11 protein-coding genes are annotated in these 16,382 nt (G+C 42.7%); 3 read left to right on the plus strand and 8 right to left on the minus strand.

All coding sequences use genetic code 11. The annotated features are described in order from the left end of the window. Window positions 1–32 precede the first annotated feature (32 nt). On the plus strand, window positions 33–2,063 hold the full coding sequence (locus G7B20_RS09530) for a M3 family metallopeptidase (protein WP_164110662.1): 2,031 nt from the start codon (window positions 33–35) through the stop codon (window positions 2,061–2,063). Window positions 2,064–2,067: 4 nt separating this feature from the next. Further along, window positions 2,068–3,231 carry a dicarboxylate/amino acid:cation symporter gene (locus G7B20_RS09535; protein WP_164110663.1) on the plus strand — a complete coding sequence of 388 codons (1,164 nt, stop codon included), beginning with the start codon at window positions 2,068–2,070 and terminating at the stop codon, window positions 3,229–3,231. A gap of 109 nt (window positions 3,232–3,340) precedes the next feature. Here G7B20_RS09535 and G7B20_RS09540 read toward each other — a convergent pair whose 3' ends face one another. The 3 genes from G7B20_RS09540 to argS all read right to left on the minus strand — a co-directional run bounded on the left by G7B20_RS09540 (window position 3,341) and on the right by argS (window position 7,599). After that, a complete protein-coding gene (locus tag G7B20_RS09540; RefSeq protein ID WP_262886560.1) occupies window positions 3,341–4,537 on the minus strand; it encodes an NAD(P)/FAD-dependent oxidoreductase in 1,197 nt (398 codons plus the stop codon). An 89-nt stretch (window positions 4,538–4,626) separates the two neighbouring features. Beyond that, window positions 4,627–5,700: a Gfo/Idh/MocA family oxidoreductase gene (locus G7B20_RS09545; RefSeq protein WP_164110665.1), complete on the minus strand. Its 1,074-nt coding sequence runs from the start codon at window positions 5,698–5,700 to the stop codon at window positions 4,627–4,629. A gap of 114 nt (window positions 5,701–5,814) precedes the next feature. Next, on the minus strand, window positions 5,815–7,599 hold the full coding sequence (argS, locus tag G7B20_RS09550; RefSeq protein ID WP_164110667.1) for an arginine--tRNA ligase: 1,785 nt from the start codon (window positions 7,597–7,599) through the stop codon (window positions 5,815–5,817). 109 nt (window positions 7,600–7,708) lie between these two features. Here argS and G7B20_RS09555 point away from each other — a divergent pair, with 109 nt between their 5' ends. Then, a complete protein-coding gene (locus G7B20_RS09555) occupies window positions 7,709–9,100 on the plus strand; it encodes an arginine decarboxylase (RefSeq protein WP_079642657.1) in 1,392 nt (463 codons plus the stop codon). A gap of 142 nt (window positions 9,101–9,242) precedes the next feature. On the opposite strand, the gene G7B20_RS09565 is transcribed toward G7B20_RS09555, so the two are convergent. The 5 genes from G7B20_RS09565 to G7B20_RS09585 form a co-directional block, all read right to left on the minus strand. Next, window positions 9,243–9,869 (minus strand): outer membrane beta-barrel protein, encoded by a 627-nt coding sequence (locus G7B20_RS09565; RefSeq protein ID WP_164110672.1) that lies wholly within the window; start codon window positions 9,867–9,869, stop codon window positions 9,243–9,245. Window positions 9,870–10,005: 136 nt separating this feature from the next. Next, on the minus strand, window positions 10,006–12,015 hold the full coding sequence (locus G7B20_RS09570) for a calcineurin-like phosphoesterase C-terminal domain-containing protein (RefSeq protein WP_164110675.1): 2,010 nt from the start codon (window positions 12,013–12,015) through the stop codon (window positions 10,006–10,008). Between the two features lie 74 nt (window positions 12,016–12,089). Then, window positions 12,090–13,361, minus strand: a complete 1,272-nt coding sequence (locus G7B20_RS09575) for a BACON domain-containing protein (protein ID WP_240452754.1) — start codon at window positions 13,359–13,361, stop codon at window positions 12,090–12,092. Window positions 13,362–13,376: 15 nt separating this feature from the next. Then, a complete protein-coding gene (locus tag G7B20_RS09580) occupies window positions 13,377–14,279 on the minus strand; it encodes a BT_3044 domain-containing protein (protein WP_164110679.1) in 903 nt (300 codons plus the stop codon). 33 nt (window positions 14,280–14,312) lie between these two features. Further along, window positions 14,313–16,367, minus strand: a complete 2,055-nt coding sequence (locus tag G7B20_RS09585; RefSeq protein WP_164110681.1) for a RagB/SusD family nutrient uptake outer membrane protein — start codon at window positions 16,365–16,367, stop codon at window positions 14,313–14,315. Between the last annotated feature and the right edge of the window lie 15 nt (window positions 16,368–16,382).

Consider the following 16,382-nt stretch of genomic DNA (forward strand, 5'->3'; position numbering starts at 1 on the left):
AATCCGCACAAATATTTGTTAACTTTACACCCATGTCAATACTAACACGCAAATTTGATACGCTGTACGATACAGCGCCCTTTTCAAAAATCAACATAGAAGATTATATCCCAGCCTTTGAAGAGGCTATACAAAAGACAAAGGATGAGATCGATGCCATCGTCAATAATCCCGAGCCTGCTAGTTTCTTAAACACCTTAGAAGCCATGGCTTTTTCAGGAATGACCCTAGATCGCCTTTCCAATATATTTTTCAATCTACATTCTGCCGAGACCAACGACGAGCTGGAAAAAATAGCCCAGGAAATAGCACCTAAGCTTTCTGCATTGGGCAATGATATCACCTTAAATTTTGATCTATTCAGACGCATCCAACAAGTATATGAGCAGCGGGACGATCTCCGTCTCACAGCAGAACAACATACCCTATTGGAGAAATCATACAAAGATTTTGTCCGTAACGGGGCTTTACTTCAAGATGGAGATAAAGAAGAATTACGCCAGATCGATGCAGAACTCGCCGTTACAAAATTAAAATTCGGCGAAAATATTCTTGCGGAGACCAATGCTTACCAGCTCCTAATCGAAGAGGAAGCCGATTTATCCGGTCTACCAGAAGGCGTCATTGAAGCCGCCAAAGCCCAGGCAGAAAGCCAAGAAAAAGAGGGGTGGTTATTTACGCTAGATTACCCGAGTTATATTCCATTTATGACCTATGCCGACAACAGAGCGCTACGTCAGGAATTAGCCCTTGCAGCAGGACGCAAAGCATTTCAGAACAATGAATACAACAATGAAAGTAATGTCCTTAAAATAGCGCAATTACGTTTTCGACGGGCACAGCTTTTGGGCTATGCGACACACGCTCACTTCGTTCTAGAAGAACGTATGGCGCAGTCTCCCGACAAAGTAAAGGAGTTTCTACAAGATTTATTAGAAAAAGCAAAACCGGCAGCAGAGCGCGAGTTTCAGGAACTTAAGGATTTCGCAAAGAAAACAGATGGAATCAGCCAGTTGCAAAAATGGGATGGTGCATACTATGCCGAGAAGTTAAAGCAAGAGCGGTTCAATCTCGATGACGAAAAGTTAAAACCCTATTTTCAGCTTGAAAAAGTACTGGAGGGCGCTTACGAAACAGCAAGGCTTTTGTACGGGTTACATTTCAAAGAGATAACTACAATCGACAAGTACCACGAAGAGGTTCAAACCTTTGAAGTGACCAATGATGCCGGAGAACTCGTATCTATATTTTACACCGATTTCTTCCCCCGCAAGGGTAAACGCAACGGTGCCTGGATGACCTCTTTCAAGCCGCAGTACCAGTATCAAGGCATACAAGAACGTCCACATGTATCTATCGTTTGTAACTTTACGCGACCAACACCGTCCAAACCTTCCCTATTGACATTTCAAGAGGTTACCACTTTATTTCATGAATTTGGACATGCGCTACACGGCATGTTGGCCGACACCACTTACCCCAGCCTTTCCGGCACTTCGGTATACTGGGATTTTGTAGAGCTGCCGAGCCAAATTATGGAGAACTGGTGCTACGAAAAAGAAGCGCTAGCACTATTTGCCAAGCATTATGAGACCGGAGAGAACATACCGATGGAATTGGTCGAGAAAATAAAAGAATCTGCTTCTTTTCAAGAAGGAATGGCTACCGTAAGACAGATCAGCTTTGGTTTATTGGACATTGGTTGGCATGGTGGCGATCCAAACCTCATAAAGAGCCTAAAGGCTTTTGAAACCGAGCAGTTTGCTTCCACACAACTGTACCCCGATGTCGCAGACAATGCGATGAGTCCCAGCTTTTCCCATATTTTCAATGGGGGTTATTCTTCCGGTTATTACAGCTACAAGTGGGCCGAAGTACTGGATGCAGACGCCTTTGACTACTTCAAGGAAAATGGCATTTTCAACAAAGAAATCGCAACAAAATTCAAAGACAACATCCTTTCCAAAGGAGGTACCGAACACCCTATGACGCTGTATCTACGGTTTAGAGGGCAGGAACCACAGGTAGAACCCCTATTAAAAAGAGCAGGCTTATTAAAGTAAGAACATGAGAAAACTGATAGACAATCTTCTGTTCCGCGTTGTCCTAGCCATAGCGCTAGGCATAGGTATAGGCTATATTATTCCCGAGCCGATAGGTCGTATTTTTGCCACTTTCAATTCCCTATTTGATCAACTGCTCAAGTTTTTGATCCCGTTGATCATTGTAGGTTTGATTATTCCTGCTATTTCCAAGCTAGGCAAGACCGCCGGCAAACTCCTGTTAATGACCGTCGCTATAGCCTACGGATCGACCTTATTTGCTGGTTTCTCTTCCTACTTCGGTAGTATGGCTATCTTTCCTTCTCTTATCCAAGGACAGGTAGCTACCGACATCGCAGAGTCTACCAAAGCCCTCACACCTTATTTTACATTAAGCTTTCCGCCACTATTTGACGTGATGACCGCGTTGGTGTTTGCATTTCTGGTGGGCATAGGTTTAGCACGTTTAGAAGATTCCACCTTGGAAAAAGCAGCAATAGATTTTGAAAAAATAATATCGTTTATAATTGAAAAGCTGATCATTCCTATCCTTCCCTTGTTCATTTTCGGGATCTTTTTGGATATGACCTATTCAGGCAAAGTCGGAATGATATTGTATGTATTCATCAAGATCATCGGCGTGATTTTCATCATGCATGTCCTCTTGCTCCTGACACAATTTGTTATAGCCGGCATTATCGGCAAAAAGAATCCGATTCGTCTTCTGTCCACGATGCTGCCGGCCTATTTCACGGCATTGGGCACCCAATCTTCTGCAGCCACCATTCCGGTCACTTTGGCGCAGGCAAAGAAAGCTGGTGTCAGTGAAGACATCGCCAACTTCACCGTTCCTTTGTGCGCCACCATACATCTTGCGGGCAGTATGTTAAAGATTGTAGCCTGTGTTGTAGCCCTGATGCTTATGCAAGGTATGCCAATAGACCCTATTCAGATGATAGGTTTTGTATGCATGTTGGGAGTTACTATGATTGCTGCACCCGGCGTACCCGGCGGCGCTATCATGGCTGCTATTGGTGTTATCGCTTCCATGTTAGGTTTTGATGCGCAGAATCAAGCTTTAATGATATCCTTGTACATTGCCATGGATAGCTTCGGGACAGCCTGTAATGTCACCGGAGACGGTGCTATCGCGGTTATTGTAGATAGTATTTATAAGAATAGAAAGTAATCTTGTTATCGAGTTATCTTGTTAACCTGTTATCTTGCCTATCCCGATATAAGCGGGATTATCTAGTTAACTTGTTCACCGGATAACTTGTTAACTCCATCACCTCCTTCTATATATCTTGCGCTATCGCATAGCCTGCGGCCCAGGCCCATTGAAAGTTATATCCACCCAGCCAACCTGTTACATCCACTGCTTCGCCTCCAAAATACAACCCTGGATATTTTTTAGATTCCAATGTTTTAGCTTTTAACTCCGTCGTAGACACACCGCCACGCATCACCTCAGCTTTGTCGTAGCCTTTATCACCAGCAGCTTTGACTTTAAACTTATGAATAGTCTCTACTACCAGTTTTGCATCCGCTTTACTAAGCGAAGCTATCTTGATATCCACCGGTAAAAAACGAGCTAAGGCATCCACCATCTTTTTGGTAAAATGGCTTTGCAGCATCTGTCCAACAGTACGTTTGCCGCCAAAATTACGCTCTTCAGCAATTAGATCCTGTAGCTTAAATCTTGGTAAAAGATCCATGGTAAAAGATTCACCCGGCTGCCAGTACGAAGATATTTGCAGGATAGCGGGACCGCTTAGCCCCCAATGGGTAAACAGTATATTCTCTTCAAAAGATATTTTATCGCTATACACCCGGGCATAAACCGAATTTCCAGAAAGCGAAGCATACCATTCAGCATCTTTCCCCGTAATAGTAAGTGGTACCAAAGCAGGTGCTGTCGGTACGATTTCTAATCCCAATCGACGAGCGGTACGCAGGGCAAAATCAGTAGCCCCCAGCTTCGCCACAGGGAGTCCTCCCGAAGCAAAGACAACCTTGGAAGTCTGTAGGTCCTCCATTTTCCCATTCCGCTCTATAGTGACGCGATACCCTTCTCCATTTGGAGTCACCTCCTTAACCAAGGTATTTAACCAGATATCTTGCCCTGTATCGTACATCAATTGGGTAAATGTGGTTACGATATCTTTAGCTTTATTCGATACGGGAAAAAGCTGACCTAGTGTCTTCTCTTGCCCCGTAATCTGTCCGAAATTCTCAAAAAACGCTATCGTATCATCCACAGACCACTGTGCAAAGACTGCATTCAGAAATTTTGGATTCTCCGATACGAAATTATCGGTAGAGGTATATAGATTTGTATAATTACAACGTCCACCACCAGAGATCAATATTTTGGCCCCTGGTTTATCGTTACGTTCCAGGACAAGCGTTTTCTTACCCAACAATCCAGCCTGTACCGCACACATTAACCCACAAGCCCCAGCCCCTATTATAATAGCGTCGTAGTTATTCAAGTTATAAAAGTTATGATGTTATCGAGTTATCGAGTTATCCTGTTCACTTGATAACTTGATAACCCGATCACTTGATCACTTATTTTTCATTAAGAAATCAACTGTCCTTCAGTTTTCACCGTTCTTTGTTCCGCCCAGGATTGTTCTGCCAGTTCCAAAATACGGATTACATCCCTAGCCTGTTCCGGTTTGACGAACAATTCTTCCTCTCCCGACAACGCCGCGACAATGTTTTTATAAAAATCCTGTCCCGTTCCGATTTCGCTAAGCACATATTCCTCTACATCTTCACCATTTTCCAACAAAGAGAGTTTCCCCTGTATCTCGGCTGGTTCCACCCCCCATTTAGGGTCATTTTCAGGACGTACACCAGCACGCAACATGTTTTCCTGAGGGTCTACACCACGTTTTACAAAACAGCCATTCATACCGTATATTGCAAATCTTGGCGTAGGTTCTTTAGCGAGCATCTGTCCCTTTAACGAAACTTTTAAACTCGGGTAGGATAAAATAAACTCAAAATCATCCACTGCTTTGGCCCCATCGCGCTGTGCTCTCAAGTCTGCAAACACTGCATCAGGATAACCAAACAACTGTAATGCCTGATCAATAAGATGAGCTCCTAAATCGTAATGAATACCCGATCCTGGAAGCGCAGCTTCGCGCCAAGCACCCTCGCGCAAGAAGTTACGAAACCGATCAAACCGAGCTTCGTAATGCACTACACGTCCCAGCCTTCCTGAGGCTAGTACCTTCTGCACTGTTTTATAGTCCGAATGAAACCGTGCATTATGGTGCACCGATAGCAATACACCTTTTTCCTTGGCCAATGCTATTAAGATATCTGCCTCTTCCGTCGTATTGGTAAACGGCTTCTCTACAATCACATTTTTACCCGCTTCTAAAGCCGCTTTGGCCAAGCTAAAATGAACATCGTTTGAAGTAGCGATAACCACAATATCCACCTCCGGATCTTGGATAATATCTTCCGCAGACAATACGCCTATAGTATTAGGATAGCGTTCGGCCAACATCTTCTGTTGCTCTTCTTTTCGAGCAGTTACTTTGTATAATTCAAGATTTGGATTACTAGCGATAAAAGGCGCATGAAATACATAACCTCCTATCGAAAATCCTATTAACCCAACTTTAAACTTTTTCATTTTTCTAACTCTTTAAAGTGAACACCTATTATGTTGTTATTCTGTGATCTTGCCTGTCCCGATCTAATCGGGATTATCCTGTTAACTTGTTAACCAGATAACTTCTCTTTTCACTTACATCCTCTCTGGCGAATCAATCCCCAGCATGCGCATACTCTCAGCGATGATACGGACCGATGCTGCAGATAGATGCAGACGGAAAGTCTTCACATCCTCCTGCTCTGCCTTAAGAATACTTTCTTCGTGATAGAATTTATTGTACAGCTTGGCCACTTCATAAACATAATTTGCCAGTTGTGCCGGACTGAACTCCTTTGCTGCAGATTCAATTACCATCGGGTAGTTGGATAGCGCCAAGATAAGATCCCGTTCGTAAGGCGAAAAAGAAGAAGGCACCACAGTAGCAGCAGCACTGTCAAAAGATGCCCTACGTAATACCGACTTGATACGAGCGTGTGTATACTGAATAAATGGCCCTGTGTGTCCTTGAAAATCGACCGACTCCTTTGGATCAAAAAGCAACCTCTTCTTCGGATCTACTTTTAATAAGAAATACTTCAGCGCCCCCATACCGATCATATCGTAAAGCTGTGCTTTTTCTTCCTCGTCAAACCCCTCCGTTTTTCCCAATTCTTCGGTACGTTCCTTTGCGGTATCGACCATTTCACGCATCAGATCATCGGCATCAACAACCGTTCCCTCACGGGATTTCATCTTACCCGAAGGCAAGTCGACCATTCCATACGAAAGATGGAATAATCCCTCTGCCCAGGATTTACCCAGTTTTTTCAATATCGCAAATAACACCTTAAAGTGGTAGTCCTGCTCATTGCCCACCACATAAATCGACTCATCCATGTGGAACTCGTCGTATTTTAGCTGTGCTGTACCCAGATCCTGTGTGATATATACCGAAGTACCGTCACCACGGAGTACCAGCTTTTCATCCAGGCCTTCGGCTGTCAGATCGATCCAGACCGAGTTATCTTCTTTCTTAAAGAAAACCCCTTTTTCCAATCCTTCCTGAATGATATCTTTACCCAATAGGTACGTATTCGATTCGTAGTAATATTTATCAAAGTCAACGCCCAACTGTTTGTATGTCGCTTCAAAACCTGCGTATACCCAGCCGTTCATCGTCTTCCACAAAGAAATGACCTCCTCATCTCCAGCCTCCCATTGTTGCAACATAGTTTGAGCTGCTTTGATCAGAGGCGCATTTTTCTTAGCTTCCTCTTCGGACTGTCCTTCCGCTTTCAGGGTCTCTATTTCCTTCTTATATTCTTTATCAAATACAACATAGTACTTGCCCACAAGGTGGTCACCTTTCATCCCGGCAGATTCTGGGGTCTCTCCATTACCGAATCGTTGCCAAGCCAGCATCGACTTACAGATATGAATCCCCCTGTCATTTACCAGATTAGCTTTGACAACATCATAACCATACGCCTTCAATATCTCTGCGACCGAATAGCCTAATAAGTTGTTGCGGATATGGCCGAGATGCAGTGGTTTGTTGGTATTTGGCGAAGAATATTCCACCATCAGTTTCTTCCCATTTTTTGCAAACTGACCAAAATCCGGTTTAGAGATCCTGTCATTGAGCATGGAGATCCAATATGCATCGGACAAGCTGATATTCAAGAACCCTTTGATGACGTTATAGCCCGAAATCGAGTCAATATGCTGTTGCAAATATTCGCCAATTTCCATTCCCGTCTGCTCAGGCGACTTTTTCGAAAATCGAGTTACCGGAAACGTGACAATGGTTATTTGACCCTCAAATTCCTTGCGGGTTTCCTGCAAAGTGATCTGAGTTTCTGGAATATCAGCGCCATAAAGCGACTTTACCGCCGCTACAGTTTCTTGGACGAGCGTAAATTGTATAGAATTAGTCATGTAAATATTATGTAATATTCATATCCCATTGATAATGAACGATAAAAATAACACCCAAAGTGTTTAGGTATTCATTACGAAAGCATATCTTTGCCAAAAATAATAAAAAATGCAGAGCTATCAGGAATTTCTTGACTTAAGTGTTGGTTTTCCGCAAGACGGATTCGAAATAATCGACGACGAATTGTACTTCCATGATTTGAATTTAATGGAAATGATAGAGACATATGGAACTCCATTGCGGTTTACCTATCTACCTATAATTAGCAAAAAAATTCAACAGGCGAAGATTCTTTTTCAAACCGCTATCCTTAAACATGATTATAGGGGGTCGTACAAGTACTGTTACTGTACCAAATCTTCCCACTTTAAACATATCGTAGAGGAGGCCCTTAAAAACGACATCCACCTGGAGACTTCATCGGCATTTGACATGCCTATGATCGACTCTCTAGAACGCGCGGGTACGGTCAACAAAGACATTACAGTAATCTGTAATGGTTTTAAGACCTATCAATACAAGCAGTATATCATCGACATGATTCACGATGGATATACCAACATCATTCCTGTATTAGACAACAAGGAAGAGTTTAACCTATATGACGATGAGATCGAATTGGATCAACCTTGTGCTTTAGGTATCCGTATCGCTTCCGAAGAGCAGCCTGATTCGCAGTTCTATACTTCGCGTCTAGGTATCCGTATTGAAGAAGTTATCGAGTTTTACAATAATAAGATCGCGGACAACCCCAACTTCAAAGTAAAGTTGTTACACTTCTTTATCAACTCCGGTATTTCGGATACCCCGTACTACTGGAATGAGTTAGAGAAATACGTTACGTTATACTGTAAATTCAAAAAAGTAAACCCTGATCTAGATACCTTGGATATCGGTGGCGGTATGCCGTTTAAAGATTCTTTGGTTCATGATTTCGATTACGAATACATGGTCAATGAGATCGTAAACCGTATCAAGCAGATTTGTGCGCACCACGAGGTCATGGAACCGGATATTATTACCGAATTTGGTAAGTATACGGTGGCTGAGGCATCAGGTATACTTTACAAAGTATTAGGACGTAAGCTACAGAATGACCGTGAGAAATGGTTTATGATCGATGGTTCATTCATTACCAACCTACCGGACGTATGGGCGTTGAACCAAAAATACATTCTATTACCGATCAACAACTGGGATTCGGAGTACGAGCGTGTCAATCTAGGTGGTATTACTTGCGACGGACAGGATTATTACAATCAGGAAGCACATATGAACTCCGTGTTTATGCCTAAGACACGTAAGGTACAATACCTTGGATTCTTCCATACAGGTGCTTACCAAGATGTATTAAGCGGCTATGGCGGTATACACCACTGTTTATTACCATCTCCAAAACACGTGATCATCCGACGTAATAGAGACGAGACATTCAACTACGAAGTATTCGGCGAGGAGCAAAACTCCAAGCAGGTTATGAAACTTCTAGGATATCAATAGAAACAAAAAAGGAGCTTTAAAAGCTCCTTTTTTGTTTAATCATAGTGATAGCGACACTTGACAATTTGAATTTCATCCTCTTCTATTCTATAAATCAAGCGACTAGCATTGCAAAAAGACACTTGTTTATCGCCAAATACACTCATAAAGCAACCCCAAAACCTACAGAAAACACTCGGTTTTTAACATTATCTGACCATTTGAAGCCACTCTCTGCAATATTAGCCATCCCCACCCGATAGTTGGCTGTCACAGAAAATCGCTTGGCAAATTTAATCCCTGTTAAAAAATTGACGCCATAATCAAAGCTTCTCATGGCATTATCATCATATATAATCACGGCTGTGGTAGTACCTTTTTCGGTATATTCATTAGTCCCGTCCATCGCAAATCCAACATAGGGCCCAGCACCAACAAATACCTTACCTATTTGCCCAACAGGCACTTTACCCAAAAAGTTAAAAGCAAAATCCAACCATTTGGTTTTCTGTTCAGTCTGCCATGCCCCTCTTACCTGCGACTCTACCAGCTTGCTCCCCTTTCCTTGCAATGATACTTCAGGTTGAAAATAAAGTCCTGAAGCAATACGGGTATCGAGGTATCCTGCTAAATAAAAACTGGTAAGAGGTTTGGTCTCTCCAAGCACTTCCGAATCAGCGCATTTATAAGACGAAAAACTAGCTCCTGCCTTGAGACCAAATTCAGTTTGTGCCTGTGCGGCGGAAACAATCGTAAAAATCCCAATAATAGATATTAATATGAATTTCATTTCTAAAAAACTTTAACACCAATAAATATTATATTCACCGTCTAGATAGCCCATAGATGTCTCCACAAGGTCCCCGATAAATCGATACTGGAAGCTCGTCGACGACAATCGTGACGCTGCGACATGACGTACTCGACTACTTCATTAAATACCCTAAGGCTTTAGGCCGCACCATACTTTCCTGATAAACCTTACCAAAGCGATCTGTAACCCTGATCTGTAACGTGCTAGTTGGCGATGAAGCTTTCACCTTAAACATATGGGCCGTCAAAGACGTTACAAAATCTTCCGTAGGTACCGCATTCCGATTCAATCTTTGCGCAGAGTACGAAATAATATGTAATGGATCCCGCATACGCACACGGGTTACCTTCAAAGGCTGTCCATTTTCTATTACCTCTACCTTCCAGTTTTTATCATAATTCCACACATTGATCAGCACCTCATTGGCTGTACTTGCATTCGCATATTCAGCGGCGTAGTTGTTCCATTCTGCGCCGTTGTATGCAGGCGCATATTTTTCCCTGGTCAAGTGTACCTTATTAAGGTCATATGCTCTAAACTGGTAATCTTCGTTCTCACCAATCGCTTTGTACTTCCATTTCAAATCTCTACCCTGCATCTCCCATATAGCATAGCCACCTGGCGCACCATCTTTACAGATATGATTTCCAGCGTAGCCTACATTGCCTGTCCACCACCAGGTCGCACACACCGCTCCAGTATTATGCTCCATGATATTAGGTGCCGCCGCCGTTTCTACATTATAATTGATATGTGTATGTCCCGTAATCACATGCACCGTCGTGAAAGCTTTTAACGCATTGACAAAATCATCCGCATTAATAATCCTATAGCCTGATGTCTCACTACCACTACTATTTAATGAAGGATTACTATGCAAATGTGCATGCATCGCGACTACTACAGGTGTACTTTTGTCGGTTAATGTAGCAAGATCCTTTTTCAACCATTCGATCTGGTTTTCCACGATTTTCGTATTGTAATTTCTCGCATCATTTACATTCAGGTACTCGATATTGTCCAATACGATATAATGGATCTTACCCAGATTGAAGGAATAATAAGTAGGTCCAATAATCGATCTATAGGTATTTTCAGACTCCCAATCGCCAACCGCCTTAGGGTCATTATCATGGTTGCCCATCGTATTGAATACCATAGCCTCTATTTTATTCATCTCGGTCAGGTACTGTGGTAGAGCATAATTATTTGAATACCAATAACTTTCCCATGTCATATCACCGAGCGTCAGCGCGTACACCTTATTACCGGCGTTCTTATAGGCCTGAATAGATTTATTGACATCAGGTAAAAAACCTTTTTGAAACTGATTAAGATCATCCGTACGTCGTGCCAGGTGCATATCGCCCAATATCATGACCGTATGTTTCTCGTTATTGACCGCTTTAAGTTCAAAATCTTTGGTTTCAACAACATCTATCGGTTGGTTGAGTCGTTGAAAAAACTGCGGTGCATTCATTGTTGTTGCCACCTCATAGTTCCCCGGAATGGAAACGAAAACATACTTCCCCTTTTTTGTTGAGGGCAGATAGTAGACTCCGTTTTCGTCCGTTGTGGTCACCTCAAATCCATCTGATACAACCACATTTGCCAATCCTGCACCTGCAGCGTACACCACACCTTTTATAGTCATCCCCGCCCTATCTGGTATATTAGCGTTAAAGTATAGATTAAGGATAGTCGTCCCCAACAGCAACGACTGTGATCCCCGTTTTACAGATATCCTATAGCTATCCGAAGGAATATCCATTGGGAAAACAAAACTAATCTGATCTGCTGTGACAGTTTTACTCGTTATGGTGTGTTTTCCTGTTGCTGTCATATTAGCCCGCGATTCAAAGTAGAGCTGATCACCGACTGCAAATCCTTTTCCACTAATACTATATTCTGAACCTTTGGTCGCATCTATATATGCAGCAATAAGCACCCCCGTAATGCTGAACTTACCATCATCCCCTCCTCCAGAATCTGGGGTAGTAGGTTCTTTTGTTGGTTCGGCTACAGATTTTGTACAGCCGTATAGATTTAAAGACAAACCTAACCCCGTCACTAAAGAAGCTTGAATAAACGAACGTCTGCTATAGTGAAATTTCTTTCTCATCGTTGAATGTTATTAAAAAGCCCGTGCGGAATACTCTACACGGACTTTGATCTGGGTTAATTATAGGTGATAAATTATTTAACAGTGACGACTACATCATCTATAAAAATACGATTTGTCGTTTTAGGCCAATTGCCGGCACGTTGATCAAAAGCTCCTCCCAAAAACCACACTTGCGTTTCGGCAGTCGCACCTGTCACGACAAAAGAATATGTCGCTTCTGGAGCTTGCCATGCCGCTCGGCATGCTTCTAGGTTCGAATTCGGACTAGCCACATTCATAACGTCAAACTCTTTTACACTGACTGCTCCTGGTCCATTAACTCCCACTGTAAGCAGGTAATGATCCCCTGTTGCATATCGTACCGCTTTAAAAGTCACTAACAGGTCCTTCGTACGCTGTACTTTTTCCAACTTAGGCGATATCAGATCTCCACCATAATTGGTACGTCCTAATTTCACAAACCCTGGACGTGCGTAGATAGAGGCATAATCGCTAGCTCCTGTTGTTGTATTAATAGTACTTGTCCAACCTTTAGCCAGCTCTTCTGCTTTCCAAGAGCCAATTCTTGTCTCGCCTGTAGTCGCGTTAAATATTTCGCTCCCATAGTTCAACCAACTAAAGTCCTCTTTCAAGACTAAATCTCCTGAAACCTGTAGCTTCTGACCTTTTTGATGGATACTCAACACATTTTCCTGCTGTATACCATCCAAAAAGAACAACAGGTTTGCTGTACGTTCTAGATCCGTATTTTTATCAATGGTCACTTTTACCGGCGTATCCCCTTGACCTTCCTTTGGCTCCACATTAACCCAGTCTGGTTGATCTTCCAACTCCAAGCGCCATTTTCCATTAGCACGCAAGACATAATTTGTCACAGCACCAGCTTCCTCTGATTCCAGTTTAGTCGGCTTTCCATCAAGGTAAATATAAGGTTCCTCATTTTCTCCTTCTCCTGTCCCAGCTGCCTGTTCTATCTTAAGCACGCTATTATGAAGCTGACCATCTACTGTAAAAAAGAGCGTTACATTACGGGCTTCCTGAGCCATATTCTTATTCACCGTCACTGTAAATGTACCGTCGCCATTACCTTCCATTGGATCGATCTTTAGCCACTTCTCTTTACGCTGTGGTTCCACCTTCCAGTGACCACTAGATTGCACGGTATAGGTCTCCGAAGAGCCCCGCGAAGACACCTCCATCTTCGATGGATTGTCCTTTAACATAAACCGGCCCTTCACCTCATTTTCATCTTTACAGGACGTCAATAACATTGTCAGGGATAGGACAAAAGAAAAAACCACTCTTGCCATCGCCTTAATTTTATGATAATTAGTCGTTTTCATGGATTCCTTCATTTATTATTTAACCTGCATCTCCACGCGTTCTTTCATCTTACTGTAAGTTTTCCCCCCATCAACCGAATACTGATAAGAGAGCAAGAATACATTCGTTTTCTTACCAAAAGACTCTTCTACCTGAAATATATTCGGATATTTAGGATCGTTATCCAATTGCACAACATGTATAGTCTTATACGGCCTGATAGTCACCCGATTAGAATCATCAATTTCCAATATCATTGAGTTTTTATCAATGTTCGCAAGCTTTGGTTCGAACAATTCATTACCTGCAGTCAATCTTACACTATTATGAGTCAATGGAAAAATCTTTTTATTGGCCGCAACCGGTATGACATCATCCTTCACCCCCGTCATCATATACATCGAACTATTCACTTGCGAGGCATAATCATTCTGAAAAGACACCTGGTATAGCATCGTACTTTTCTTCGGATTGATCTCGACACCTGACTGATCAACAACCTTCAATCCGATAAAATAAGTCGAGTCTGGTGATAGCCCCTCTGGTCTCAATTTAATCATCGTCCTTCCCGTACGCTCACCAGCCTTGATCACCACTTTATCATCCATGATCTCGTACTTATCCTGAGGCAACAGCCTAGCATAGAGCTCCTCAGCAGCATCAAAATTAGCCCAGTTATATTCCTTTAGCGGCTCGGCATCCTCTTCCAATCCTACGACTAGATCCTTTGCTGGAGCCAATGTACCACCAGCAGAAGCAGCTACAAAGCCAATGATTTCTTCACCTGTCATATGCACCACCTCTTGAAAGACATTGTGATTTTCGCTACTAATCAGGGAAACCTCATTTTTATACATTTCTTTCTCAAACACTTCATTATCCTTGCATGAAGCCAATCCCAACAGGAGTGCAAGAACTGTTATATATCTTCGTTTCATCTGTTATTTCTTTAGTTTTCAGGTACTACTTTTTTAATTATATCCTGGGTTTTGATCCGCAGAAGGCAATCTTCTCATTTCGGCACGCGGGATAGGTACCCAATTCAATCTCTTGTTCACTTCTCTTGTCAAGAAAGATGACGTCCCAGGGATCACACGTCTATAATACGCTTCCTTAGTCGCACCATCCGGATTCATTCCCATAATAGGTTCACGCTCGGTTTCCTCATACATTCCCCAACGACGTACATCGTAAAAACGTCTATTTTCCCACAAAAACTCCACCATACGTTCACGTACAAGCTCTTTTTGAACAGTCGCCGCCGAAGTTAATTGATTTGGAGACAATCCTGGTAGACCTGCACGGTAGCGCACCTGGTTAAATGCTTTCTTAATCTCTTCCACATCTCTTGACATCGTATAATCTCTCTCTCCCATCTTGACCGTATGACTACCGTTCAGATTGTTCAATGCCTCAGCGTAAGACAATAAGATCTCCGCATACCGGATAATAGGGTAGAATTTCGGAAGTGTGCGAGCTCCTGTACCAGTTTTTGCATCATACGAGTGAACCCATTTTTTAATAATATATCCAGTAATCGGATAGTTAGGTGAGCTCGCAGATACACCACCACGGCCATCAAGGTCCTGAAAATAATACTTCGCAGTATGATTCTGTAATGCAGCATCAGACGTTGACAATGCCTGCCATACGGCTTCGTTAAAACCAACAGAGGCATAAAATCGCATTTCACGATTTGCGTACATTTTATACACACCAGCATTGAGTGGGTATCCAGAGAAAGTTTTAGACTGCTCCGTAAAGAGGTCATTAAAAGTTCCGCCTGCAGGTAGATCGGCTACGCTTTCAAAATAGGTATCACCACGAGCTTCCTGTATGCTACGTCCGTCTTCCATCAGATAAGCATCCACTACTTTCTGCGTCACACAGAAACGCCCCCATCCACCCAGTGTAGGCGGGAAAGCCCCCTGATTGATGTCCGAGTTGATATAGGGCGCACTAACTCCCCAGATAAACTCCGGATTAATCGCCGCAACAGACTCACCGGTAAATATATCCGAATAGGATTTGAAGGCATCTATACCCAAAGCACCATTAGGATATGATCCATAGAAATTTGGATCCGAAGTTACCCCCGAAGGTAGTTGAGCGGTCAGGTTGTCTGCAGGAACAGTATATAACTGGTATTTCCCCATATCCATAACACGTTTCGCAGCTGCCGCTGCCACGGCCCATCTACTCTCATCGTACTGCTGTGATACATAATGCACACCATCAGTCTTACGCGTCCAGCTTCCGAAGTAAGAGCGCGCTGCATTACCTCCATTATACAAAGGACTAGCATGTATCAAACGTAGACGAGCGATCATAGCAAAAGCAGCACCTCGAGTAGGTCGTCCAAAATTTAAAAGACCGACATCAGGAGGCATTAGTGTACCCGCTTTCTCAAATTCAGCGCAGGTATACTCCATGGCCTCATCGTAGGTAGATCTCGGACGGTCATAGTATTCCATACTTTCATTGGTATTTACAACCTCATCGCCCAATAAAATAGGAGGGCCATAATCCACTAAGATGTTGTAATAAGCATAAGCTCTGATAAAACGGGTATACCCCTCTATACGAAGCCTATCTGTCGAAGTAATATCCTTTGGCTTTTGCAGATTCTGCAAGATTAGATTACACTTACGGATTATTTTATAATAATTGCCCCACTGATTAAGCCCACCAAATTTATCTGGAGTGATATTCCCTGTTGCAAAATCCATCCCATAATAGATATTGGTAGTTCCCGCCCCCGTCAAACCGTTAAAACCTTCATCTGTAGCCATCGGTCCCGGCGTATAATTTCCTCTTATCGTTCTGGATTCGTCTGGAAACATAGCTGCGGCTCCCCACATATAAGCTTCCATATTCCGCGCATTACTAAAAGCGGAGTCTATATTAAATTCATCATCGAAATAATTATCGATATTCAGGTAGTCCTTACAGGATGTCACCAGAAAAAACAGTTGAATAATAAAGGCCGCTTTCGCTATTCTCTTTATGATTATTGACGTCTTCATATCGTTGATCTATAT

It is taken from the genome of Sphingobacterium sp. xlx-96, assembly GCF_011007365.1.
Lineage (GTDB): Bacteria > Bacteroidota > Bacteroidia > Sphingobacteriales > Sphingobacteriaceae > Sphingobacterium > Sphingobacterium luzhongxinii.

Coding starts and splice junctions, on each gene's coding strand:
- G7B20_RS09530 (WP_164110662.1), top strand. CDS start 33: ATGTCAATACTAACACGCAAATTTGATACGCTGTACGATACAGCGCCC.
- G7B20_RS09535 (WP_164110663.1), top strand. CDS start 2,068: ATGAGAAAACTGATAGACAATCTTCTGTTCCGCGTTGTCCTAGCCATA.
- G7B20_RS09545 (WP_164110665.1), bottom strand. CDS start 5,700: ATGAAAAAGTTTAAAGTTGGGTTAATAGGATTTTCGATAGGAGGTTAT.
- argS (WP_164110667.1), bottom strand. CDS start 7,599: ATGACTAATTCTATACAATTTACGCTCGTCCAAGAAACTGTAGCGGCG.
- G7B20_RS09555 (WP_079642657.1), top strand. CDS start 7,709: ATGCAGAGCTATCAGGAATTTCTTGACTTAAGTGTTGGTTTTCCGCAA.
- G7B20_RS09565 (WP_164110672.1), bottom strand. CDS start 9,869: ATGAAATTCATATTAATATCTATTATTGGGATTTTTACGATTGTTTCC.
- G7B20_RS09570 (WP_164110675.1), bottom strand. CDS start 12,015: ATGAGAAAGAAATTTCACTATAGCAGACGTTCGTTTATTCAAGCTTCT.
- G7B20_RS09575 (WP_240452754.1), bottom strand. CDS start 13,361: ATGAAAACGACTAATTATCATAAAATTAAGGCGATGGCAAGAGTGGTT.
- G7B20_RS09580 (WP_164110679.1), bottom strand. CDS start 14,279: ATGAAACGAAGATATATAACAGTTCTTGCACTCCTGTTGGGATTGGCT.
- G7B20_RS09585 (WP_164110681.1), bottom strand. CDS start 16,367: ATGAAGACGTCAATAATCATAAAGAGAATAGCGAAAGCGGCCTTTATT.